This window comes from Arthrobacter sp. 10L430 (assembly GCF_056395245.1).
Genome location: NZ_JBFTJD010000024.1, coordinates 1 through 24528, shown reverse-complemented (window position 1 = coordinate 24528; position 24528 = coordinate 1). Strand labels below are relative to the sequence as shown.

Below are 24528 nucleotides of genomic sequence, written 5' to 3'. Positions count from 1 at the left end.
CTCATACCGCGCCTCCGGACCGTGCCGCGACCCGCTCATGGACTTCGGCGACCGCAGCGATCATGCCCGCGGTGATCTGGTCAACATCCGCTGCCGTACTGATGTACGGGGGCATGGTGTAGACGAGGTTCCGGAATGGCCGGACCCAGACCCCGTGCCGGATGGCCGCGGTGGTGACGGCGGTGACGTCGACGGGGCCATTCAGCTCGATGACTCCGACGGCGCCGATGGTCCTGACATCCCGGACGGCCTCTAGTTCCAGGGCCGGGGCGAGCCCAGCTTCCAGGCCCGCGCCGATCCGGGCAACGTCGGCCCGCCAGCCGCCGTCGCCGATGATGCCCAGGCTCGCGTTGGCCACCGCACATGCCAGCGGGTTGCCCATGAAGGTGGGGCCGTGCAGCAGCGCCCCGGCCTGGCCGCCCGAAACCGTCGACGCAATCTCCCCCGTGCAGAGCATGGCGGCGAGGGTCACGTATCCGCCGGTCAGGGCCTTGCCCACGCACATGATGTCCGGCACGACGCCGGCGTGGTCGGCCGCGAACAGCTCGCCGGTCCGCCCAAAGCCGGTGGCGATCTCATCGAAGATGAGCAGCAGACCGTGCCGGTCAGCCACCTGCCGCAGCGTCGTCAGGCATTCGGCCGGGTAGGCGTGCATGCCGCCGGCACCCTGGAGGACCGGCTCGACGATGATCGCTGCCAGCTCCCCGGAATGATTGGCTGCAATGTCCTGGAGCTCCAATGCCCACGCCTGCGCGGATTCGCGGGTGGCTGACGCCGCCGCCGGGGGACGGGGCGCAAACACGTTGCCGGCAAGCAGGCCCGGGAAGGCGGAGTGCATGCCGTCGACGGGATCGCAGACCCCCATCGCCGCGAAGGTGTCGCCGTGGTATCCGCCGCGGATGCTCAGGAATCGCTGCCTCGATGGCCTGCCGGAAGCGGTCTGGAACTGCACCGCCAGCTTCAGCGCAACCTCCACGGCCACCGACCCCGAGTCCGCGAGGAACACCCGCTCCAGCCCCGGCCGCCCGGGCGCGGTAGGGGCCATCCCCACCAGCCGCTCGGCCAGTTCCACGGCCGGGGCATGCGTAAGGCCGCCGAACATCACATGGCTGAAACTCTCCAACTGCCGCCTTGCAGCGGCGTCCAGCACCGGGTGCCGGTAGCCATGGATCGCCGACCACCACGAGGACATCGCATCAACTACCTCATGGCAGGTGCCGTCCTCGTCCCGGAGTCGCAGCCGCACGCCGTCGGCCGCCCCGACCTCCCACAGCGCAAGGTCCGGGGACGCCGGTGCGTACGGGTGCCACAACCGCGCGCGGTCCCGTTCGATCAGGCCCGTCGGCGCCACACCTGTCATGGAACAAGCACCCCGTGGCGGGAGCATTCAGCCGACCAGCCCAGCGGTGTGACCTGGACTTTCATCCGGCGCCGGCAGGCGGCGCAGTACCGCGGCGGTTCCATCGCGAGGCGTTCGCCGCAGCGGCGGTGAACGTCCGACGTCGGGCGGGCGCCGCCGTCGGACGGCTCACCGCAGTGCCCGCAGAACTCAGCGGTGGTTGAGCCCGTCGAAACCCCGGTGGTTGAGCGGCTGGGTAGCGAAAGCCCGTTCATAGCGTCTTCTGGAGTTCCTTGATGGGCATGTTCAGCTCGACCAGCAGGTTGAGGTCGGCCGTCGCGGGCCGGCCCAGGGTGGTGAGGTAGTTTCCGACGATGACGGCGTTGATGCCGCCGAGCAGGCCCTCGCGTGTGCCGAGGTCGCCGAGGGTCAGTTCGCGGCCGCCGGCGTAGCGCAGCACCGTGCGGGGCATGGCGAGCCGGAACGCGGCGATCGCGCGGAGGGCATCTTTGCCGTCCATAATGCCCTGGTTTTCCAGCGGTGTGCCGGGGCGGGGGTTGAGGAAGTTCAGCGGGACCTCGTGGGGTTCGAGGGCTGCGAGCTGCGCGGCGAGCTCGGCCCGCTGTTCGAGGGATTCGCCCATGCCGATCAGGGCACCGCAGCACAGCTCCATGCCCGCGGCCTTGACCATGTTGCAGGTATCCAGGCGTTCCTCGTAGCTGTGGGTGGTGACCACTTCGGGGAAGTAGCTGCGGGCCGTTTCAAGGTTGTGGTTGTACCGGTGCACGCCCCATTCGGCGAGCTGGTCGACCTGGCGCTGGGTGAGCATGCCCAGGGAGCAGGCGATATTGATGTCCACGGCTTCGTTGATGCGGTCGATCGCGAACTTGATCTGGTTCATCAGCTTGATGTCCGGACCGCGGACCGCGGCGACGATGCAGAACTCGGTGGCGCCGGTGGCCGCAGTTTCCTTCGCGGCCTTGACGAGCTCCGGGATGTCCAGCCACACCCCGCGCACAGGGGAGTCGAACAGTCCTGACTGGCTGCAGAAGTGGCAGTCCTCGGGGCATCCGCCGGTCTTGATGGAGATGATGCCTTCCACCTCGACGTCCTCGCCGCAGTGCCGCAGCCGGACCTCGTGGGAGAGCTGCAGGGCTGCTGGAAGTGCTTCATCCGGGAGGCGGAGTACTTCTTCGAGCTGCGCCTGCGTCAGGCCGATGCCGTCTTCGAGGACCTGCCGGCGGGCGGTTTCCAGGATTTCGTATCTTGTGCCGGGGATGATTGCGTCGTTTGCTTTGTCGCCCGTGGCGACGTTTGCCTGAATCGTCATTGATGGGTCCTTTGCGCTTGCTGGCTGCGGATATGCCTCACAGCAGACGCTAGTTTCCTGCCGACGACAGGATTTTGTCGGGTATCTACAAGCAGGCGCCCTGGACTTTGGTTCTGCCTGGTTGGTCCTGGAAGGTGATGCGCTCAGTGCGCCTAATGTTTGACCGTGTGTCCGAGGCTCGTGACGAGGCGGGCTATGGCGTTCTCGGCGGTTGGCGCCGCGCCGAAGACTTCGCGTTGTCGGGTGGTGTCGGCGACGCATTGGCCGGACTGAAACCAGCCGGCCATCGCGCCCATGCCCTTGACCATGGGGTTAATGGGTCCGAGCACAGTGCCCACGGCTTGGATCAGTCGGCTGGGGATGGTTCGGACCCGGATCCGGTTGCCGAGGATCCTGCCGGAAATCTCAGCGACTTCCTGCATGCTGACAGGTCGATCCCAGCCGATGTCGATGCGCTGCCCATCGATGCCCTCTGTGTCTGTCGCGGCAGCCAGGTAGCCAGCCAGGTCGGCTGTGAGGACGAACGTCAACGGAATGTGCGAGGACCCGAGCCACGTGAGGCGCCCTTTGCTGAAGGGGTCGCCACCGAACGGGTCACCTGGTCCAGGAATGCCCCCGGACGCAGCGCCACGAACGGGACGCCGAGTTCCTCGAGCCGGTCCTCGGCCAGCTTCTTGTGCCAGAAGTGGGGAACTTCCGGGGTCTGGTCGCAGGTGAGGATGTTTGTCAGCACGAATCTGCGAACGTGGGTGCGGCTGGCGGCTTCGGCGAGGTTGCTGTTGCCTACGGTGTCGATTTGAGGAGTGTCGCCTTTGCTGTGCCGCGTATAGCCTGCCGCCATGGTGATCACGCTGTCGGCGCCGTCCATCGCGCGGACCAACGAGTCAAGGTCCATCATGTCGCCACGGGCGATGGTGGCCCCGGCGGCTTCCAGCCGCGTGGCGTCGGAACCCGGGCGCACCAGTGCACGCACGTGTTTTCCTCGCGCTGGGAGCCCGGCCACCACCTGGCTTCCCAGCATGCCGGTGCCGCCCACAACCAGGACGGTGCCATCGCCAGTCACCGTCGCCTCCAGTGCAGTCGAACGCGTGGACACCCTGCGTTAAGCAAATCTACTCATCCGGGCGGAAGCCGCAAGCCGCTGCCATCGCCACGTGGCCAAAACTTTGATTGCTAAACAGACTCCTCCAGAACCGCCACTAAACACGGGGCGCATTTGCCCTGTCGGAGAATAAATCCGGTGTCTATCCTGTTTGTAAAGACCGTTGCGACACGCGGTCCACAGGCCGCCGGCACGTCCCGGGGAAGCCTTCCCGCTCCGGGGGCCCGTCTCGATGAGGAGGCGTCGATGTCCAGTCCTGATGTGCCAACGCGAGCGCCGGCAAGATACGGTCCATACATCATCTCCGGAATTCTGTTGGCTATCGCCGTTGTGGTTCCGTTGTTTGTTCCTGCGTATTCCGTCGATGAGCCGCGCTTGGCCGGTATGCCGTTCTTCTACTGGTATCAGATGTCGTGGATTCCGGTCACCGCGTGCCTGGTGGGGATCTCCTACTGGCTGGTTAGCAAGGAGGATCGCCGCCGTCGCGAATCGGCGCGCGGCATGACCAGCGCCGAGGAGGAGCCATGATCGGGGCCAGCGTGCCGTTGGCGGTCGGGGACCGGCCCATTAACGGCGTGGCACTCACCATTGTCATCATTCTCTTCGTCTTGGTGGCGGCCTTGGGGTTCGTTGCTGCGCGGTGGCGGCGGGAAGAAGCGACAGGGCTGCACAGCCTGGACGAGTGGGGCCTCGGGGGCCGCGGATTTGGAACGTGGGTGACCTGGTTCCTGCTCGGCGGCGACCTGTATACGGCCTACACTTTTGTGGCCGTTCCGGCTGCGATGTGGGCCACCGGAGCCGTGAGCGGTTTCTTCGCGGTGCCGTACACGATCGTTCTGTACCCGATCGTGTTCCTCCTGATGAGCCGGTTGTGGTCCGTCTCGCACCGGCATGGGTTCGTCACGCCGGCCGACTTCGTTGGCGGCCGCTATGGCAGCAAGGCGCTAACCCTCGCCGTGGCGGTCACCGGCATCGTCGCGACCATGCCTTACATCGCGCTGCAGCTAGTCGGCATAAAGGCCGTGCTCACCGTGCTGGGTCTCGGTAGTGCGGAGAACGTGCTGCTGACGGACCTGCCGCTGATCATCGCGTTCGTGGTCCTGGCCGCCTATACGTACACGTCGGGCCTGCGGGCTCCGGCCCTGATCGCCGTTGTGAAGGATCTGCTGATCTATCTGGCGGTGATCGTTGCGGTAATCTACCTGCCGATCAAGTTCGGGGGGTGGGGAACCATCTTCGACGCCGCTGAGGCGAAACTCGGTGCGGTCAACCCGGCTACGGGCAAACCCGCTGGAGTTTTCATTCCGGGCGCGGGCAGTTACTCCGCATACTGGACGCTGGCTCTGGGCTCGGCCCTGGCGCTGTTCATGTACCCGCACTCGATCACGGGCGTCTTGGCGACGAAGAGCAGGAATACGATCCGTAAGAATGCGGCGGTACTGCCTCTGTACTCGTTGATGCTGGGGTTCCTGGCGCTGCTGGGCTATGCGGCTATCTACGCCGGCACTAAGCCCGTCGACTTGAACGGCGCCGTCAACCCGCAACTGGTAGTGCCGCAGCTGTTCTTGGATCACTTCCCGGACTGGTTTGCGGGTATTGCCCTGGCCGCCATCGCCATCGGTGCTCTGGTCCCGGCGGCGATCATGTCAATAGCAGCGGCGAACTTGTTCACCCGTAACATTTACCGCGATCTGATCAGGCCCGACGCCAAGCCCCGTCAGGAGGCGAAGGTCTCCAAGATCGCATCGCTTGTGGTGAAATTCGGCGCACTGATTTTCGTCATTGCCATGGACCAGTCGGCGGCCATCAATATGCAGCTCCTCGGCGGTATCTGGATCCTGCAGACCTTCCCGGCGATCGTGGCAGGTCTTTATACCCGCTGGTTCCACCGGTGGGCGCTTTTCGGCGGCTGGGCAGCCGGCATCATCTACGGCACTGTAGCGGCCTACAACGTGGTCAACCCCGTCACGAAAGCGAATTTTGGCGGCTCAATCGCGGCGATCCCCGGCACCGACATGCAGGTCTACATCGCTGTCGTGGCGTTTGCCATAAACCTTATTGTTGCCGCGGTCCTGTCTCTGGCCTTCCGCGCGATGAAGCTCCCTGATGGGAAGGACATCACCCGGAGCTCAGATTACGGCGCCGACGAGGACGATCCGAAGGTCGCCGAGATCCAGCGCGAGTATCCGCTCGGCGAACCCGGAGCCCCCGCGTTCTGAGTCACTGGGGCCGCGACAGAGAACGCCACGTTGGTCCTGAGGGGGTTGATGGCACGATCCACGCCGGGGCGCATGCGACGATGGCTTCCTGACGGGGGAGGCTGAACAATTGACAGGTCTTGAAGGTGAAGGGCTGCCCATGACGGCTCTTGCCGTTGCCGCCGGCCGCGCTGTCGAGACGACCCGGCCGGATGCACTTGCTGCCGATCCTTTTGCTGCTGCTCTCGTGGCCGGTGCCCGGTCGAACCTGGACCTGCCCACGGTGTGGCCTGCAGACCCGGCGGCCGCCCCTGCGTTGCAGCAGCCGCTCCTGCTTGCTTCCACCTACATCGGGCTGCGGACCCGCTTCATCGACGACTTTCTCCAGTCGAAGCCTCAAAACCTCCAGGCCGTGATCCTCGGCGCGGGACTGGACACCCGCGTCTACCGGCTCAACTGGCCGCCCGGCTCGCGGGTTCTGGAACTCGACCACGCCAACGTCCTCGAGTTCAAAGCCGCCGTGATGGAAGGGCTGTCCGCCAAACCGGCCTGCCAACTGATCACGGTGCCCACCGACCTGGCCCAGCCTTGGGAAAATGCTCTCCTCACCGCCGGCTATGACCGACAGCAGCCGACCACCTGGATCATCGAGGGCCTGCTGCCGTACCTGAGCGCCGACGCCCAGCTCGCGACGCTGCAAGAAGTGGCGGCGTTATCGCCGTCGGGCTCACGGGCGGTGATCGAGCGGGCCGTCCCCTGCCGGCCACCGAAGATGTGGAAGCGAAGCTGCGCGAGTTCAGCGCCCAGACCGGCCTGCCGATGAGCGAACTGCTGGCACGGGCGAATCCCCCTGATCCGGTCCGGTTGCTCGAATCAGCCGGCTGGGAGTGCAGGGAACATCCGATCCCGGAGCTGTGCGCGCTCTACGGCCGCGCCATCTCGCTCACAACCACAGACGGGCTCGCGAGCGACGGCAGCCATGATCGCTCCCGCGGCGGATTCGTGACCGCGAGGCTGCCGAGCCGCGCCTGACTGGCGCGCACGACGGACTTCTCGGGCAGGGAATTAGTGGGACTTCCTGAGCCTCAGCCACACACCCATCTGCCGTCGTGACAGGGGAATGCCGGTGAAATGGTGTAAGTTGCATTCCCGTCAGACAAGAACGTCAGAGAAGAGAATGAACCAAGTGGCAACCGATTACGACGAAGTACGATCCGACGTCAAAGAATCTCAGGACAACTCCCTGGAGGCGCTTCAGTCCGCGAACGCCCCGGACGCCCGCAGCGTCGTCCGCGAGCTGGACGAGGCTGACGCCTTGGACGACGCCGTCACCCCGGGCGGAGAGTTCGTCGCCGAGGAACTGGTCGTCCAGGTCGTACCCCAGGCGCAGGACGAATTCACCTGCTACTCCTGTTTCCTGGTCCGGCACCGCTCCCAAATCGCACGCGAGAAGGACGGCCACGCTTACTGCACCGAATGTGAAGGCTAGGCAATGCCGCGGATCGGGCTGCCGGCGCGGTCTTCAGCACTCCGGTACGGGTAGCCCGTGCTCCGTCTGAAGCGCCTTGCAGTTTTCAGCGTTTTCGCATTCTGCCTCGCTTCCGGATTCTCCTTCTGGGCGCTCCGCGTGTCCGGCGGGGAGACCGCCCAGGCACAGCCCGCACCGCCACAATCAGAGGCGAAACTCGAGGTGCTGTCCACGAACAGCACTCCTGCCGTCAACATCACCAAGAGCACGATTGACGCCCAGTGGCTCGCCCGGACTGCGGCGGAAACCGGTATACCGGCCCGGGCCCTTCAGGCCTATGCGGCTGCCGCCAGCGGTGCCAACACCACTGCCCCGACGTGCGGGATCGGCTGGAATACGGTGGCAGCCATCGGATTCGTCGAGTCCGCGCACGGAAGTCACGGAGGCGGACGTTTGACGACCACCGGGCAGGCGAGCCGGCCCATTATTGGTCCCCGCCTCAACGGCGATGGTTTCGCCGCCATCGCCGACACAGACGCCGGCGTCCTGGACGGCGACGCTCTCTGGGACCACGCCGTCGGACCGATGCAGTTCATTCCCTCCACCTGGCAGCTGGCAGGGCGCGACGGGAACGGAGACGGCGAAGCCGACCCCCTGAACATCGACGACGCCGCCCTGACTGCCGCTTCGTACCTCTGCGCCGACGGCCGTGACCTCACCACCGGCCAAGGCTGGACAGACGCCGTCCTCTCTTACAACCAGTCGGATGCCTACGTGCGCCAGGTGCGGGAGCAGGCCAACGCATACGCCACACGGTCGGGCCCCGCCTAGATGAACCTTGGAGTCATCCCCTCCATTCGGGGCAGTACCGAGACCACCCTCCGTGCTCGGCTCCGCGCTTATCCCAAGATGCACCCGTAAGACTGTGAGTGTCCTGGAGTTGAAGGTACCGCGACCGGAGAACCCCAGAACAGCCGGGTCCGGCGCACTCCCCCCAGTTGCACCGGACCCGGCATCCAAGGACCCGCGCCAGGCTGGGTGGCATAGCGGGCAGCTGGATCGCAGTGGCCGAGAAGATGCCGGTCCTTCAGTGTGACGTGGTCATCGACGGGCGGTGGGGCTTTCCATCTACGACGGGATGCCCCACCGACGCAATGTCCGCAGCAGAGCTCCGTGGCCGGCGGCGCGGGTGAGTTCGGATGCGACGGCGGCGAGCTTGGTGTTGGTGTGCTGGCTTCGGGTCGCAAGGATGGAGAAGGCCTTGTCCGACTGGACGTCCAGCAGGCCCATGATGATTCCTTTCGCCTGTTCTATGACAGCCCGGCTGGCGTAGGCGCCGGCGACAGCGGCGCTGGCTGCACGTCCTGCTTCCGCATCCACCGACCTGGTCAGGTCGATCGTGACTCCGTGAATCGGCGTGATCGGCTCACGGCCTTCATATGCTTGTGCCACGGTGAGAACACGGTGCTCGTTCCCCGTGCTGTCGATGATCCGGTGGAAGGTCGCGCCCTGACCGCCGTAGGAAAAGATGTCCGAGATCAGCCGGCGGACAGGCTCGCGGTCCTCCGCATGTGTGTGCGCCAGGGCCAGCTCGACGGTGGGTACAATCTCCCCGCGCGTGTAGCCGTGGATGGCGTACAGGCCGTCAGTCCAGTCGCAGCGCCCGGTGGACACGTCCAGGACGAACGTTCCCGACGGGCATTCGCTCCCTGGTCCGAGGGAAAAGGAGTAGGTCTCCAGTTTGTGCTCCATGCCGACTCTCCAATAGGTGATGGAACCGCCGGGCCCCTGCAGAGGACGGAGGGGCCCGGCGCCTGGTCGATCAGTTCATGGGGTGCGCTTCCCGACCAGATACTGAGAGTCTGGTGGGAGGAACCTAGAGATAGCCGGTAAACCTTGGAGGCCGCCCCGCCGACAGTTCCCGCCGCGTGATCATCGCCCCTGCGTGGCAGTCTCGGGTACTGTGAGGCCCATGGAGATGAGCCTCGAGGTCGTACAAGTACCGGTTACTGACGTGGACAAAGCTAAGTCGTTCTACACAGACCAGCTCGGTTTCGCCCTGGACCACGATGTTGAATACATAGCCGGCGTCAGGGTTGTCCAGCTCACGCCACCCGGCTCCGCCACGTCCATAGTCATCGGCACGGGAATGACCAGCATGGCCGCAGGCAGCCTGGAAGGCCTGCAGCTCGTGGTCGCCGATATGGAATCGACACGGGCTGAGCTACTCCGGCGGGGAGCGGTAATCAGCGACGTTCAGGACATGGGCGGTATCGCCTTCGCGTTCTTCAGTGACCCTGATGGCAACCGCTGGGTCATTCAGGAAAAGACGCCGCCGGACGTTAAGGAAGCCTTCCAGCGCTAGGCGCAGGGTTCTTACGTGGTGATGACGGCCGCCTTGGACTCCACCGAAGACCGCTGCGTGCGCAGCCATGGTCGATGGCTTGACGGGGGTCAGGGTTCGTCCAGCGACATCGGGGATACTTGGAAGCGGCGCGGGACTGGCGTCTTCAATCACAGTCGCGTCAGGAGACAGGGTCGGATGGTGCCTCGGTCCGGCTGAAGGTGGAACCGGCAGACTAGAGGCTCCGGAGGTTATATGACGTTGCTACGTGGAGGAACGGACGCGGCGGCCACCCAGCGAGGTGCAGAGCGCCCGAGGCTGGAGGGCCTGGACGTTCTTCGCGGTGCCGCAGTTGGTGCCGTTCTGTTGGGACACTCGTGGCCCGGTGTGTTTGAAGGCGCCGGCATCGTCGGTGTCATTGTCTTCTTCGTGCTGAGCGGCTACCTGATCACAGGCGTGCTGGTCAGGGATGTCGAACGGCATCGCAAAATCCGTTACGGCCGCTTTTACGCGCACCGGGCCTTCCGCCTGTTGCCGGCGCTCATCGCCTTCCTGAGCGTCTACGCCATCGTGGAACTCACGGCCGACGTGCTTGGGGACCGGTCCAAAGGAATCATCGGCTATACCCTCCTCACCGGTTTCGGCTATCTCAAGGACTTACCGCTGCCCTTCGATGTCAGCATGGCCATCGGACCGCTTTGGACGCTGGCCGTGGAAGAACAGTTCTATCTGGTCTGGCCGGCTCTGCTGGTGTTCGCCCTGCGGCGTAACCGCCAGGGCCGGCTGATTGGCTGGTCTGCCGCCGTCGTCGTTTCCGTCATGACGGCGAGTGTGCTGGCGATGCTGGTCCTGGCTCCGCACCTTCACTCCTTGGTCTACGCGCTGCCGACGACGTGGGGTCTCGGGCTTATCGTTGGTTCGGCGCTGCGCCTGTACAGGGTGCATGTCTTTCGCTGGTTCTCCGGCCGCAGGCTCAGGCTTGCGGCCCTGCCCGTCGCGGTCCTTGTCCTGGCGCTGCTGATGTTCTTCTCCAAGGCCAACGAAACGCCAGCCTTCTTCTTCGTCGGGGGTCCGCTGGCCATGGCCGGCGCGGCCGTCCTCGTGGTGCTGGCCGCCTCCCGTACCCGTGCGATGCCGACGTGGACGCGCGCATTGCAAGGGCTGGGCACAGTTTCCTACGCCGCGTACCTGTGGAACTATGTCGTCATTCTCTGGCTCAATGGCGGATCGACAGCCAACCTCCCGCCGTTGGTGGCTGTGTCGGCGATCCTGCTGACCCTGCTGCTCGCGGTCGTCAGCTGGCACACCGTCGAAAGGCTGGGACGCATCGCGCGAGATCGCTTCGACAGCCACTATCCGGACAGCTGCGGCGGCGTGGAGGACCGACTCGGCTAGGACCGAGGCCTTGGACTGGACGAGCACCACCATCGCCCCTGCGCTTGCATCCGCTCTGGCGGGCTCCGACAATCGAGACGAGAATGGATTCGTGCTCCCCCCTCGCCCTGGCGGGGACGGCGACGCGATGAACGCCGGCGCCCGCAAGACTCAGCGCGTCTACCTCACGCTGACGCTGGGCAACACCCTTGCGGCCTCCTTCATCTGGGGAATCAACACGCTTTTCCTGCTGGATGCTGGACTTAGCAACCTCGAAGCCTTTGCCGCCAACGCCTTTTTCACAGCTGGCATGGTGCTGTTCGAAGTGCCCACCGGCGTGGTTGCCGATGGGTGGGGGCGCCGCGTTTCATTCCTGCTCGGCACGGTGACACTGGCCATCTCGACCTACCTGTACTACCTGCTCTGGCAGGTCTCCGCCCCATTCTGGTGGTGGGCGGTGGTGTCGGTCCTGCTCGGCCTGGGCTTCACGTTCTTTTCGGGTGCGGTCGAGGCCTGGCTCGTCGACGCGTTGCGCTTCTCAGGGTACGAAGGCGGGCTGGAGACGGTGCTTGGGCGCGGGCAGATGGTGTCGGGGGTCGCGATGCTCGCCGGTTCGGTGGCAGGCGGTGTGATCGCGCAGGCCACCAACCTCGGCGTGCCGTTTCTGCTGCGCGTGGGGGTGCTGGCGGCCATGTTCGCCGTGGCCTTTTGGCTCATGCACGATATCGGGTTCACGCCCGAACGCTCGACCCATCCTCTCCAGGCCACCCATGCCGTGCTCTCCGCCTCGATTGAAAGCGGTCTAAAGAATCCCCCGGTGCGTTACGTGATGCTGGCCGCGCCGTTCAGCGCCGGCGTCGGTATCTACGTGTTCTACGCCCTCCAGCCGTTCCTGCTTGAGCTCTTCGGCGACCCGCACGCGTACTCCGTGGCGGGTCTGGCGGCGGCAATCGTGGCTGGAGGGCAGGTACTCGGCGGTTGGATGGCGCCCCACATCCGCCGCCTCGTGCGCAAACGCACGACCGTTCTGATTCTGAGCAGCATCCTTGGCGCAATGATTCTGGTCGTGCTCGGGTTCACCCAAGTGTTCTGGGTCGCCCTGGCGCTGTTGGCGGTTTGGGCTGTGGTCGCCTCGGCGGGAACGCCGGTACGGCAGGCCTACCTGAACGACATGATCGCCTCGAAGCAGCGGGCAACGGTACTTAGCTTCGACTCACTCATGGGATCAAGCGGCGGCGTGGTGGTGCAGCCGCTGCTCGGCCGGGCGGCAGATGTGTACGGCTACGCCGCCTCGTTGGCGATCGGCGGCGTTGTCGAGTTGATTGCGGTGCCGTTCCTGCTGGCGAGCCGTCAGCAGCATCCCCAGGCCGACCAGTCCGCAGACTCGACCAGCACGTCGACAGCTGAATCCCCGCCGTCGTAGAAGCTCGGAAGTTGCCAGTTCCGCGGCCCACCGCGGTGTTGAGTGTCACTCCCCGGCGGAGTAGCGTTGCAGTACCGTCAACTCGCATCACCCTGACTTGGGAGCCACCATGCCCTATGTGAGACGTCGACTGGCTGCCCTCACGGCGGCCCTGGCAATGACAGTGACAAGCGGCGCCGTCACCAGCCCCGCGTTCGCCGATCCGCGGCAGACCGACAAGACCGCAACCGCCACCGGGTACGGCGGCGCGGTGAGCACCGTGGACCCTGAGGCATCTGCCGCGGCGATCGAGGTCCTCCGCGAGGGCGGCAACGCGGCGGACGCCGCCGTCGCAGCCGCCGCGACGCTTGGCGTGACCGAGCCCTACAGCGCCGGGATCGGCGGGGGCGGCTACTTCGTGTTCTTCAACGCCAAGACCGGCCGAGTGGGCACGATTGACGGCCGCGAGACCGCACCGGCAGCGATGCCGCACAACGCGTTCATCGACCCCAAGACCGGCAAGCCCTACAATTTCACGCCCGAACTCGTCACGAGTGGCGTCTCCGTCGGCGTCCCCGGCACACCGGCCACGTGGGAGCGCGCACTCGACCGCTGGGGCACTTTGGACCTGGACGATGCCCTCAAGCCCGCCATCAAGGTCGCGACCCGCGGCTTCGTCGTCGACGACACGTTCCGCCAGCAGACCCTCGACAACAAGCTCCGCTTCAACGCGTTCACCTCGACGCGCAGCCTCTTCCTCCCCGGCGGCGACGCGCCCGCCGTCGGCAGTGTCTTCAAGAACCCCGACCTCGCCCGGACGTACCGGTTCCTTGCGGACAAGGGGATGCGGGGCTTCTACCGCGGCCCGCTCGCCGCGGAAATCGCTGCCACAGTGCAGGCTCCGCCGAAGACGGCGGCCACGAAGCTGCCCATCCCGGCCGGCCACATGACGACGGCGGATCTCGCAGCCTACCGCGCCCTGGACCAGGCGCCCACGCACGTGGAATACCGCGACCTGGACGTCTACGGCATGGCGCCGTCGAGCAGCGGAGGCACGACGGTCGGCGAGGCGCTGAACATCCTGGAACCCTTCAACCTTGCCGGGATGTCCACGCCCGACGCCCTCCACCACTATCTCGAGGCGAGCGCACTCGCCTTCGCGGACCGCGGCAAGTATGTGGGGGACCCGGCGTTTACCGACGTTCCCACTGCCGCCCTCACTGACCCGCTTTTCGGCAAGGAGCGCGCGTGCCGGATCAACCCGAAGAAAGCGGCCGCGAAGCCCGTCGCGGCAGGTGACGTGTCCACGTACGACGGCGTGTGCCCGGCTGCCGCCGCGGCCCTCGCTGACGAGAAGGACACCGAGAACATCTCGACAACCAACATGACGGTCGCCGACAAGTGGGGCAACGTGGTCGAGTACACCCTCACGATCGAGCAGACCGGCGGGTCCGGGATCGTGGTGCCCGGCCGCGGATTCCTGCTCAACAACGAGCTGACCGACTTCTCGACCGTGTATGACCCGAAGGACCCGAACCGGATTGAGGCGGGAATGCGTCCCCGCTCTTCGATGTCCCCGACCATCATCCTCGAGGACGGCGAGCCATTCCTCGCGCTCGGCTCGCCCGGCGGATCGACGATCATCACGACGGTCCTTCAGACCATCCTGAACAGGGTTGATCTGCACATGAGCATCGCCGGGGCCATCGCGGCACCGCGCGCCTCGCAGCGGAACACGGCCCAGGTCACGGCCGAGCCGCAGTTCATCACCGCCTACGGAAAGCAGCTGAAACCCTACGGTCATCAGCTCACAAAGTCAGGTGACGCGTTCACCTCGGCAGCAGAGATCGGCGCGGCGACCGCCATCGAATTCAAACCCGACGGGAGAATGGTCGCCGCGGCTGAGCCCGTGAGGCGCGGGGGCGGCTCGGCGATGGTGCTCAAACCCTCGAGGTGAGGTCCGCGCGGTACTAAATGTGAAGCCCCGGACCACTCGGCGGGTTCTGGGGCTCGGAGCTATCCCTTGGTGCCGGTCAGGGCCAAGGTGCCCCCGAGGCCGATCATGATCACTCCGCCGGTAGTGCTGACCGCGGCGACTCGGCGCGGCGAGCGCGCGAACCATTGCCTGGCCGTGCCTGCGGCGACGGCCCAGATGCTGTCCGAGACGAGGGCGATCACCAGGAACGTGGCGCCGAGCATGGCGAGCTGGAGCGGGATGGTGCCCGCGCCATGGTCCACGAACTGAGGGAGTACCGCGACGAAGAACACGACCGATTTGGGGTTGGTGGCTCCCACGATGAAGCCTTCCCGGAGGATTCGCCGGGTGGAGGCGGAACGTAGTGGATCCGGCCCGGCCGGCCGTCCCCGGCGTTTCCTGACCGCCTGCATGCCGAGGTAAACGAGGTATGCAGCTCCGGCCAATTTGATGACCGTGAAAAGGACCAACGACTGCGCCAGCACCACGCCGAGGCCCAACGCCACGGTTGCGACCTGCAGAAGTTCACCGGCGGCGTTGCCCAGGACGCTGAGCAGGCCGCCGCGCCTACCCAAAGCAAGCGACCGTCCAATGACAAACAGGACACTCGGGCCGGGGACGGCAATCAGCAGCGCGGCGACAACGGCAAAGGCCAGCAGATTCGTCACAGGGACCATGCCTGATCTTAACTCCGGGTGGCGTCACGCAACCAGCCACCATCCCTGGCGCGTGCGGGGAATCAGGCGCGGGGGCAGCGACACTCTCCGTTCCGTGCCTCACATGGATGATGCGTGCCGGTTCGTCAACGCCTCATTTGGGTTGAATGGCAGTCACGAACGCCAACGATTCCATGGTTTTCCCAACGTGTCCGCCGAACACTGGAGTCGTTGCAACTCAGGTTTCTGCACCTCCAGGGGGGAAGGCGGACTCGCGGCTTTCGGTCGCGGGCCCGCTGTATGTCAAGACACATAATCCCAATGTCTGGAGGAGACGATGACGTCTCGCAGGGAAGTACTGAGGCTGGGGGTGGTGGGCGCTGCGGCCATGACCGGGGCAGCGTCGGCTGGCGGGGCTGAGCCGGCGGCGACCACACAGGATATCAACCGGAGCCGGCTCGCACCGCAGAACACGCCAGTCCCGTATAGGGCAACCTTCCGGCGGCCGCCCGAGCTCGTGCCTTTTCAGCGGGGCTTCGACGGCGGCGATCCCAAGCGACCTTTCGAGCGCTACGCTCTCACCCAGAAGCTCGGACAGGCTCACATGCTGCCGGGCCTCACCACCACTGTGGCCGGGTACAACGGAATCTTCCCGGGTCCCACCATCCGGGCCAGGCAGGGAACCCGGATCGAGGTGCGGATCCGCAATGCGTTCCCGCAGCAGGGGCTGCTCCAACCGGGGACATTCAGCACCTCCACGCACCTGCACGGCTCGGCTTCCCTGCCCCAGTACGACGGCTATGCGAATGACATCACCGTTCCCGGCTTCTTCAAGAATTACCACTATCCCAACAGGCAGGCGGCCCGCACGCTTTGGTACCACGACCACAAGCACCACATCACTGCCCAGAATGTGTATTCAGGACTGGCCGCGTTCTACCCGCTGACGGACCGTTTTGAGCGGGCGCAGCTGCCGCAAGGTGAGTTCGACGTGCCGCTGATGCTTTCCGACGCACTGTTCCAGTCGGACGGCTCGCTCGGGTACAACGACAACGGCCAAAAGGGGCTGTGGGGTGACGTAATCCTGGTCAACGGGGTGCCGTGGCCGACCATGAAGGTCAAGCCGCGCATTTACCGTTTCCGCGTGCTCGACGCATCGATCTCACGCTCCTACCGGCCGACCCTCTCCAACGGTGAACCCGTCCACATCGTTGCCACCGATGCCGGCATGACGCCGGTGGTCCAGGCTGTTGCGTCGTGGCGAATGGGTACTGCGGAGCGCACCGAAATCCTGATCGACTTCCGCAAGTACAGGCCCGGGCAGACGGTTGATCTGCGCAACCTCAGCAACAAGAACAACATCGACTTTGCCAACACGGGCAAGATCATGCGGTTCCAAGTGGTGGCCGATTCGGGCTCCCGGGCAGGGTCCATCTCGTCCATCCCGTCGAGGCTCGACGGCGGGGGGTCACCCACCGCGTCCCGGGGCGGCATCGACACGATGAGCCTGACCCCGCAGATGGCCACGGTGAAGAGGCAGCTCAGGTTCGAGCGCCAGAACGGCCAGTGGAGCATCAACGGAGTCCTGTGGGACGACGTGGAAAGGTCCGGATTCACCAAGTTGTTCGGCAACCCGCAGCCCTTCGCCGTCGAGCAATGGACCATCATTAACCAATCTGGAGGATGGTTCCACCCGGTACACATCCATCTGATTGACGCCAAAATCATCGCCCGCAACACCAACGGCGGCAAACCCTTCGCCTGGGAAGGCGGCCCCAAGGACGTCTTCTACGCCGGCGAGAACGAGTCCATCACCACGCTGATGCAGTTCGACGCCACCGCGCAGGAGGGAGGGCGGTACATGATCCACTGCCACAACCTGGTACACGAGGACCACGACATGATGTTTCAGTACGCGGTGGCCAATTTGCGGACCAACGACCCAATCACCGCTGACCCGCCCAAGCATGACCCCCTGCCCGCGAACGCCTTCCCACCCGTGTACCGGCCGCTGCTTCCGGCAGGGACATGAGTTAAATCCATGACTGGGAGTTCGCTCCCGCGTCCGGAGTGGTCTGAGTTGACCACTCCGTACGCCGGGATGCACTAACCGGACGTGCCGGGTTGATCTGGATTCTCCACACCGACAGTAGCTACGCGTCGGGACCTCAGGAAGGGCAGCGCCGACACCTTCGTTCCGTCCCGCCGGGTGCCACCGTGGCTTGGCCGTGCCTTGGCGAAGCGGAGATAAAGGGATGGAACGATGAACAGGTTGAGGAGGGTGGAGGTAAGGAGGCCGCCAAGGATGACGACGGCCATGGGATGTTCGATTTCGTGGCCGGGGATGTTGCCCATGACGACCAGGGGCACCAGTGCCAACCCGGTGGCGAGGGTGGTCATGAGGATCGGTGAGAGTCTTTCGCCGGCGCCGCGCATCACGAGTGCCCGGCTGAATGCTTCGCCCTCGTTCCGTTCCAAATGCTGGCAGTGGCTGATCAGCAGGATGCCGTTTCTCGCTGCGATGCCCATCACGGTAAGGAATCCAACGAGCGATCCGAGTGAAAGGACACCACCGGTGAAATAGGCGGCGAAGACTCCGCCTACGAGGGCTATCGGAAGTGTCAGGAGGGCGAGTATGGCAAGCCTCCAGCTCCGGAAAGATGCCTGCAGAAACATGAGGATCAGCAGGACGGCGGCGATGGCGAAAATCGTCAGTCGTTCGGTGGCCGCCTGCCGTTCGGTGTATTCACCCAGCAGTTGGACGCTGTAGCCGGCCGGCATTTCCAGACTCGCCAGGCGGTCCTGCAACTGGGTGACGACGCGTCCCAGGTCAGCGTCGCTGTCGATGAAGGACCCGACCTCGACACGGCGGGATCCGTTGGTGCGGTCGATGAGGTTGGGGGTCGGCTGCACGCTGACCGCTGCGACGTCGGCCAGACGGACGTGCGACCCGGCAGGCGTGTCGATCGGGAGGTCTTCAATGCTGGTGACGCTGGCGCGGGTTTCGGGGGTGCTCCAGACCTGGACGTCGTAGGCCCTGCCATCACGGAAGACGTCGCCGACTTCCTCTCCGGCTACGAGGGTCGCGGCCGCGCGTCTGACGTCGCCGGGTTTCAGGCCGTACTTCTTGGCTGCTTCGAGATTTACCCTGACGGTAATCTGTGGAACTTCGACTTCCAGGGAGATATGCGGTTCGTCGGTGCCCTGAATTCCGTCCATCAGCTCCTTGATTTTTTGGGCTTGTTCGCGAAGCACGTTGAGGTCATCGCCATAGACACGGACGAGGATGGGTTCGCTGGCGCCGGTGATGACCTCTTCGATTCTCTCCTTCAGATATGTTTGCACGTCACGGTGAAGGCCAGGGTACCCGTCAACAACTTCCTGAACCGCTGCAACCGTCTTTTCATAATCGGCGTGGCGGTCGATGCTGATCCAGTTTTCGCCGGCGTTAACGCCGACTATTTCGTCTGCCTGGAACGCCTGCCCAATGTGTGATCCGCAATTGAGCACACCGGGTACTTTAAGCAATGCATCGCAGCCCCTTTGGGCGATCCGGTATTCCTCTGCCACAGAGGTGCCGGGCTCGGCGACCCAGTGCATCAGGAAATCCCGTTCCTTGAAGGTGGGGAACAAGGACTGGCCAAGCAAGGGAGCGATCGCCAGTCCCGTGAGTGCCAGGACACCGAAGCCCGCATAGCCGTAGCGGGGCCGGTTCATGATCCGGGACAGGACCGCATGGTATCCGCGCTTGAGGACGCGGACCAGCGGCGGTTCGCGCTGCTCCAGCTTGGCCCTGCCCAACAGAATCAGGGCCAGCGCCGGGGTGACAGTCAGCGCCACCAGCATCGAAGCCAGGACCGCGAGGGTGTAGGAGACGGCCAGCGGCCTGAAGAAGACGCCGGTCAGTCCGTTCAGGAAGAAGATGGGAAGGGAAGCCACAACAATGATCAGAGTTGCATAGACAATGGGACTGCGCATTTCAAGCGAGGCCTTCAGGACCACGGAAGCCGTTGGCTCGTCGCTGCCGCGGGCACGGTGCTGTCTTAGCCGGCGCATGATGTTTTCCACGTCGATGATCGCGTCGTCGACGACAACTCCCACTGCGATGACCAGCCCGGCGAGGACCATGGTGTTGATCGCACTGGCTGTGAAGTAGAGGACCAATGCCGCCGTCAGCAGGGAGAGGGGAATGGCAACCAGGCTGATCAGGGCGGTACGCCATTGGAAGAGGAAGGCGCTGAGAATCATGACCACCAGCAGACAGCCAAGGAGCAGGGCGAGGCTGAGGTTAGAGATCGCCTCCTCGATGAAGCTCGCCGGGCGGAAGATGGTGGTGTCAAAGCTGATGCCGCTCATGCCCGGTTGGAGCTCCTGAAGGGCTTCCTCGACTCCCCTGGTCACTTCCAAGGTGTTCCCCCAAGGAAGCTTTTCGACGATGAGCATGAGTCCGTGCCCGTTGTTGATGACGGCGTCACCGATGAGGGGCTGGTGATCTTCCACGACCTTGGCCACATCGCCCAGGTGCAGCGCGACGCCGTCCTTCTCGCGGATGGTGACCCGGGCCAGATCAGCGGGGCTGGTGATCGGCTGGACGTGCCGGACGCTCATCCGCTGATTTGGCGTGCCGACGAAGCCGCCTGTCCCGATGAACTTTCCCGGGGAGTACTTGAGCAGGCCGGCATCCACGGCCCCGGCGGTGACCTCCATGACCTGGTTGAGAGAGACGTTTTCGGCCTTGAGCCGCTCGGGTTGCACCTGCACCTGGAGCATCTGGAGCCGTTCGCCCCAGATGGCGACGTTGGCCACGCCCGGGACGCGGAGTATTCGGGCCCGGATATCCCAGTAGGAGAGCATGGACATTTCGATCAAGGACCGGCTGGAGGAGGTCATGCCGATTTTCATGACGCGGCTTGTCGACGACAGCGGCTGCAGCATCACCGGAGGGGCAGCCCATGTCGGCAGCGCTGAGGTCACCGCGGCCATGCGCTCGGATACCAGTTGGCGCGCGTTGAGCAGGTCGGTGCCCTGTTTGAAGACGAGCAGAATCGAGGACAGCTGGGGCACAGATTTCGAGCGTAGCTCGTCCAGTCCGGGCATGCCGCTGAGGGAGGCCTCGATCGGGACGCTGACCAGTTCTTCAACTTCCTGCGCGGTTAAACCCAGGCAGGCAGTCTGAATTTCGACACGTGGCGGCGCGAATTCGGGAAAGACATCTATGGACGCCGCGCTTAGCTGGAGGGAACCCAGCAGCATGATGACGCTGGCCAGGGCAACGACTATCGTCCTGAATTTTAGGCTGATTCCTATGATCCACCGCACGCTAGTGGGCCGTATCTAACTCTGCGCCGAACAGTTCCTCGGCTCCCAAAGTGACAACGGTGGTGCCGGGCGGCGGGCCGTCAGCCAGCCGGGCGATCTGCCCGTCGATGCGCTGGACGGTCACGGAGCTGCGAACGTAGACCCGGGGCTCGGGATTCGTGTAGACCCAGGTCTTTCCCTGGCTGTCATACAGGATCGCCTCGTAGGGGACAGACAGTTTCTTGCTCTTGGGGTCAGCACTCACCGTGGTCGTCTGCAGCCCGATGTTTCTGATGGCGTGCTCAGTCAGCCTGACCTTGCTGAGGTCCGTTCCCGGCACTGTTTCAAGGCTCGCAGCCGCGTCCCCGGTGGCAGCTTCCACCGGCGCCTGGCTACAGCCCGGCAAGCACAACGTCATGAGGACCAGGATGAACAGAACGAAAAGGCTGCGGCCTCGGGGCGAAATTAACGGATTCATGATGCATCTCGGCTTTCAGGCCCCGCCAGGGGGGCTGTAATTGATCCGTCGGCTTATTGCGCGACCGGGCGCGAAGCGAAGCAGCACTGCGGGTAGGACAAACAGAACGAAGAGAGTCGTTGTCAGCAGGCCCCCCCAGATGATGACGGCGAGCGGCAGAATGATTTCCGTCCCGGTCACGCCGCCGAAAAGAACCAGTGGAAGCAGCGCCAATGCCGTCACGATTGCGGTTCCGAGTGTTGGCCGCAGCCGGCCCCGTGCCGCGCGGATCACCAGGGAGGGCCCGGGGGACGTGTCGTCTGCGGAGCGAAGGTTCCGGAGCTGGGCTGCGAGAAGAAGGGAACTCCGGGCCGCGATTCCCAGGACGGCTGAAAATGCGACGAGCGAAATCAAGGAATTGATCCCACCGGCAGCGAATGCCGCCAGGACGCCTCCGGAGAGGGAAACGATCAATCCCAGGAAGACAGCAACAGCGAGCCGCCACCCCCCCAGAGCTGTCTGGAGCAGGACCAGGATGCCGAAGGCGGCAATCCCCGCCAGCAGCCACAACCACTGAAAATTACTTTGCTGCTGGGCATACTGAGTGAGGATCTCCGCATGGTAGGCCAGCGGGAACTGGATCTGCTGCAGACTCTTATTGATGTCCTGCTGCACATCATTCAACCCGCGCCCCTGAATGTCAGCCTTCACGTCAACGCGCCGAGAAGTACCGTCGTGGAGAATCACAGCATCGTTCCCCACAATACTGACCTTGGCAACGTCGCCCAGACGCACATGTCCGCCCGTGGGGGTATCGATCAGAAGCTCTCGGACGCTCGTCAGGCTGTTCCGGGTTGACGGTGTTCCTTTCACGATCACCGAGAAGACCTTCTGCTGTTCATAGACGTTGCCCACTTCGATGCCCTGCAGCAAGGCCGCAGCCGCACGCCGTGCATCCCCGGGTATGACGCCCGCCTTCTGAGCCGCGGCAAGATCAACCTTGACCTCGACGATCGGTTGTTCGTTGGGGGCGTCGACGCGCGGATTCACTACACCGGCGGTGCGCGCGAGGATCTGCCGCACCTCCTCCGCCTTCTGACGGATTGTGGCTATGTCCACCCCGTACACCCGGACCGTGAAACCGGAATCAGCGGCTTCCCGGATCTGGTCAATCTTCTGCTGGGGGTAGGTCGAGACCTTCGCGGCAAGACCCGGATAGCCCTCTACAACCTTTTGGATGGCGTCTGCCGTGTCACGGTAGGACGCTTCCGGTGCCACCGTCACCCAAAGCTCCCCGGAACCTACATCACCCACCTGGTCTGAAGTAATAGCCCGTCCGACCTCTGCTCCGACGTTTGAGACTCCCGGCAGCGCCCTGAGTTCACGCACGGCCGTCTCAGTGATCCGGCTCATTTCCTGGTCCGATGTGCCCGACATAGCGTTCCACTGGACGACGAGTGTTTTGTCCGCGAGCACCGGCACCACAGGCTGGTTCGAGGCCAGCCGCGGGGCTAGTACAAGGCCCGCTACAGCAATCACGGCTGCAGCTGTGAATACCCACCTGGTTTTGCCCGCCCCGCGCGACAGGAGACGGCCGTACCGAATACGAAGACGCTTCATCGCCTGCCCTTCCTGTCGTGGGGAGGAGCCGACCGGCAGGACGAACACCAATGCAGCGGTAACCGTCAACGCCACCACCATCGAGACAGCCAAGGCGAGAAGGTAGGTAAGTACCAGCGGTCCAAACATTGCTCCGTTCTCACCCGGTATGAAGAAAGCCGGCATGACACTCAGTGCCATAATCAACAACGAATAGAGCAGAGGCGTGCGAACTGCCTGCAAAGAACCTGCCACCAGGCCGTCACGCGCTTCGCCGGTATCGGCGCCAGCGGACGTCCGGTAGGACTGGATGGTGCCGCTAAGGTCTTCAGCGATATCTCCCACGATGACGGCCAAGGCGAGGATCATGCCTGCCAGGACCATGGTGTTCAACCCGGCGCCGCGCAGGGAGAGCAGCAGAGCGGCGGCGGTCAGTGACACTGGAATAGTGATCAGGCTGATGAGCGCCGTGCGCCACGAACGGAAGAAAGCGCCGAACATTACGGCTATCACGAGCAGGGTGACCAACAGCGCGACGCCGAGGGTGCCTACCTCCTCCTGGATAAATGACGCCTGCCGGTACACCGTGGTGTCGATCGTCACGCCGGGCAAACCGGGCTGGAGTGCGTGTAGTGTCTCATCGATGCCGCGGGTGACGTCCATCGTGTTCGTTTCCGGGAACTTCTCGATGACGAGCAGCAGTTCAGCGTCCTTGCCGGGTTGTGCGTCGCCGATCAGCGGCTGGTGATCAGTCTCGACCCGGGCCACATCGCCCAGGGTCAGTTTGCCGGACGGGCCCTGCAGACTGACCTTCCCCAGATCCAGTGGAGTGGTGATGGGAAGGACGTGCTGGACCCCTAGCCGCTGGTGTCCCGTCTCCAGGAAACCGCCCGTGCCGGGTGTGGACGCTTCCAGGTAGCTCAGTGGGGACACCCACACAGAGTTACCGGTGGTCCTAATGACTTGGTCCAGCGTCACCCCCTTGGCCTCAAGCTGCTCAGGATCCACCAGAACCTGCAGCTGTTGATCGCGCTGGCCCCAGATAGCGACGTTCGCGACCCCGGGTACGGCCAATAGTCCGGGCTTCATCGTCCACCGGGCCAAGACGGACATCTCGATGGCAGACATCTGCTTAGAAGTGAGTCGCACCATCATGACGCGGCTAGTGGATGACAGTGGCTGCATCAGGACAGGAGCCGCCGATACGTTCGGCAGGGCTCGCGCTTGGGTCAAACGCTCCGCGACCAATTGACGCGCCCGGAAGATGTCGGTCCCGGGCTGGAAGACCATCTGGATCGAGGAAAGACCCGGAACCGACTTGGACCGGATGGCCTCCACCCAGGCCACGCCGTTCAACAAATCGGCCTCCATGGGGGAGGTGATCAGCTGCTCAACCTCCGCGGCGGACAGCCCGAGGGCTTCAGTCTGGATTTCCACCTGTGGAGGCGCGAATTCCGGGAAAGCATCCACGGACATGGCTGGCAAAGAGGTGAGCCCGAAACCCAAGATCCCTGCCGCCACGACCAGGACAAATAGCCGGAACTGCAGTACCCAGCGGAGCACGGCGGCCATCATGGCCGGTACGCTGCTGACTCCGGACCTCGGACGGACGTGCGCCCGCGTCTACGGTGCCGTCGGCAGTCCGGCTGGTCCGGATCGATGAATGGAATTACTCCAGAACGAAGAATTCCCCCCGAAAGGGGGTTCGGGAAATTCCCGCAGACTACAGGTGTCGAAGGGTAACTGGCCACGGCGGGGCTCCTTTGCCTGACTGCCTAGCGTCCCCAGCCGTCGTCTAGGACAAATCATGTTCCTCAAACAAACCGGCGTCAATGCCCCGCGTTGACTCATCGAAGATGCCCGCGTAGCGGTATTCGAAGAATCATTTGAGAATGCCCGCGTAGCGGCGTGTCCGCCGGGGTGGTGTCTGCCGCGTCGGCATTGTGAGCCATGGAGCTTTCGATGAGTGAACGCAGGGCTATCACG

General features: G+C 64.3%; 21 protein-coding genes. 11 read left to right on the top strand and 10 right to left on the bottom strand.

Annotated elements, in window-relative coordinates; translation table 11 throughout:
* Window position 1: 1 nt before the first annotated feature.
* The 5 genes from AC1DDG_RS17445 to AC1DDG_RS17425 all read right to left on the bottom strand — a co-directional run bounded on the left by AC1DDG_RS17445 (window position 2) and on the right by AC1DDG_RS17425 (window position 3732).
* Entirely contained in the window at window positions 2-1360 is a 1359-nt protein-coding gene (locus tag AC1DDG_RS17445; protein ID WP_476877033.1) for an adenosylmethionine--8-amino-7-oxononanoate transaminase, read from the bottom strand.
* On the bottom strand, window positions 1357-1614 hold the full coding sequence (bsaP, locus tag AC1DDG_RS17440) for a biotin synthase auxiliary protein BsaP (protein WP_476877032.1): 258 nt from the start codon (window positions 1612-1614) through the stop codon (window positions 1357-1359). The genes AC1DDG_RS17445 and bsaP overlap by 4 nt, the downstream gene beginning before the upstream one ends.
* Complete coding sequence (gene bioB, locus AC1DDG_RS17435) at window positions 1611-2669, bottom strand: biotin synthase BioB (RefSeq protein WP_476877031.1); 1059 nt, start codon at window positions 2667-2669, stop codon at window positions 1611-1613. The genes bsaP and bioB overlap by 4 nt, the downstream gene beginning before the upstream one ends.
* Before the next feature lie 152 nt (window positions 2670-2821).
* Window positions 2822-3199 (bottom strand): hypothetical protein, encoded by a 378-nt coding sequence (locus AC1DDG_RS17430; protein WP_476877030.1) that lies wholly within the window; start codon window positions 3197-3199, stop codon window positions 2822-2824.
* Window positions 3196-3732 carry an NAD(P)H-binding protein gene (locus tag AC1DDG_RS17425; RefSeq protein ID WP_476877029.1) on the bottom strand — a complete coding sequence of 179 codons (537 nt, stop codon included), beginning with the start codon at window positions 3730-3732 and terminating at the stop codon, window positions 3196-3198. Before AC1DDG_RS17425 ends, AC1DDG_RS17430 begins: the two co-directional genes overlap by 4 nt.
* Before the next feature lie 285 nt (window positions 3733-4017).
* Between AC1DDG_RS17425 and AC1DDG_RS17420 the strand changes: the two genes are divergently transcribed.
* The 6 genes from AC1DDG_RS17420 (at window position 4018) to AC1DDG_RS17395 (ending at window position 8268) form a co-directional block, all read left to right on the top strand.
* The gene (locus tag AC1DDG_RS17420) at window positions 4018-4299 is read left to right on the top strand and encodes a DUF3311 domain-containing protein (protein WP_476877028.1); all 282 of its coding nucleotides are present in this window, start codon (window positions 4018-4020) and stop codon (window positions 4297-4299) included.
* Complete coding sequence (mctP, locus tag AC1DDG_RS17415; RefSeq protein WP_476877027.1) at window positions 4296-5990, top strand: monocarboxylate uptake permease MctP; 1695 nt, start codon at window positions 4296-4298, stop codon at window positions 5988-5990. The genes AC1DDG_RS17420 and mctP overlap by 4 nt, the downstream gene beginning before the upstream one ends.
* A gap of 139 nt (window positions 5991-6129) precedes the next feature.
* The gene (locus AC1DDG_RS17410) at window positions 6130-6792 is read left to right on the top strand and encodes an SAM-dependent methyltransferase (protein ID WP_476877026.1); all 663 of its coding nucleotides are present in this window, start codon (window positions 6130-6132) and stop codon (window positions 6790-6792) included.
* Window positions 6789-7001: a hypothetical protein gene (locus AC1DDG_RS17405; RefSeq protein ID WP_476877025.1), complete on the top strand. Its 213-nt coding sequence runs from the start codon at window positions 6789-6791 to the stop codon at window positions 6999-7001. The genes AC1DDG_RS17410 and AC1DDG_RS17405 overlap by 4 nt, the downstream gene beginning before the upstream one ends.
* 154 nt (window positions 7002-7155) lie before the next feature.
* Entirely contained in the window at window positions 7156-7458 is a 303-nt protein-coding gene (locus AC1DDG_RS17400) for a DUF4193 domain-containing protein (RefSeq protein ID WP_230117282.1), read from the top strand.
* 57 nt (window positions 7459-7515) lie between these two features.
* The gene (locus AC1DDG_RS17395; protein ID WP_476877024.1) at window positions 7516-8268 is read left to right on the top strand and encodes a lytic transglycosylase domain-containing protein; all 753 of its coding nucleotides are present in this window, start codon (window positions 7516-7518) and stop codon (window positions 8266-8268) included.
* Window positions 8269-8565: 297 nt separating this feature from the next.
* Here AC1DDG_RS17395 and AC1DDG_RS17390 read toward each other — a convergent pair whose 3' ends face one another.
* A complete protein-coding gene (locus tag AC1DDG_RS17390; RefSeq protein ID WP_476877023.1) occupies window positions 8566-9189 on the bottom strand; it encodes a PAS and ANTAR domain-containing protein in 624 nt (207 codons plus the stop codon).
* A 220-nt stretch (window positions 9190-9409) separates the two neighbouring features.
* Between AC1DDG_RS17390 and AC1DDG_RS17385 the strand changes: the two genes are divergently transcribed.
* From AC1DDG_RS17385 to ggt, 4 genes are all read left to right on the top strand, one after another.
* The gene (locus AC1DDG_RS17385; protein ID WP_476877022.1) at window positions 9410-9802 is read left to right on the top strand and encodes a VOC family protein; all 393 of its coding nucleotides are present in this window, start codon (window positions 9410-9412) and stop codon (window positions 9800-9802) included.
* A 234-nt stretch (window positions 9803-10036) separates the two neighbouring features.
* Window positions 10037-11176: an acyltransferase family protein gene (locus AC1DDG_RS17380; RefSeq protein WP_476877021.1), complete on the top strand. Its 1140-nt coding sequence runs from the start codon at window positions 10037-10039 to the stop codon at window positions 11174-11176.
* Window positions 11177-11303: 127 nt separating this feature from the next.
* On the top strand, window positions 11304-12578 hold the full coding sequence (locus tag AC1DDG_RS17375; RefSeq protein ID WP_476877065.1) for an MFS transporter: 1275 nt from the start codon (window positions 11304-11306) through the stop codon (window positions 12576-12578).
* Window positions 12579-12687: 109 nt separating this feature from the next.
* Window positions 12688-14514 carry a gamma-glutamyltransferase gene (gene ggt / locus AC1DDG_RS17370; RefSeq protein ID WP_476877020.1) on the top strand — a complete coding sequence of 609 codons (1827 nt, stop codon included), beginning with the start codon at window positions 12688-12690 and terminating at the stop codon, window positions 14512-14514.
* 59 nt (window positions 14515-14573) lie between these two features.
* On the opposite strand, the gene AC1DDG_RS17365 is transcribed toward ggt, so the two are convergent.
* Window positions 14574-15209, bottom strand: a complete 636-nt coding sequence (locus AC1DDG_RS17365) for a LysE family translocator (protein WP_476877019.1) — start codon at window positions 15207-15209, stop codon at window positions 14574-14576.
* 316 nt (window positions 15210-15525) lie between these two features.
* On the opposite strand from AC1DDG_RS17365, the gene AC1DDG_RS17360 reads away from it, so the two are divergent.
* A complete protein-coding gene (locus AC1DDG_RS17360; RefSeq protein WP_476877018.1) occupies window positions 15526-17220 on the top strand; it encodes a multicopper oxidase family protein in 1695 nt (564 codons plus the stop codon).
* A 74-nt stretch (window positions 17221-17294) separates the two neighbouring features.
* Here the strand turns inward: AC1DDG_RS17360 and AC1DDG_RS17355 are convergent, their stop codons facing one another.
* From AC1DDG_RS17355 to AC1DDG_RS17345, 3 genes are all read right to left on the bottom strand, one after another.
* Window positions 17295-20507 (bottom strand): efflux RND transporter permease subunit, encoded by a 3213-nt coding sequence (locus tag AC1DDG_RS17355; protein ID WP_476877017.1) that lies wholly within the window; start codon window positions 20505-20507, stop codon window positions 17295-17297.
* 1 nt (window position 20508) lies between these two features.
* Window positions 20509-20868 carry a hypothetical protein gene (locus AC1DDG_RS17350; protein WP_476877016.1) on the bottom strand — a complete coding sequence of 120 codons (360 nt, stop codon included), beginning with the start codon at window positions 20866-20868 and terminating at the stop codon, window positions 20509-20511.
* Window positions 20869-20979: 111 nt separating this feature from the next.
* Window positions 20980-24117: an efflux RND transporter permease subunit gene (locus tag AC1DDG_RS17345; protein WP_476877015.1), complete on the bottom strand. Its 3138-nt coding sequence runs from the start codon at window positions 24115-24117 to the stop codon at window positions 20980-20982.
* Window positions 24118-24528: the final 411 nt, after the last annotated feature.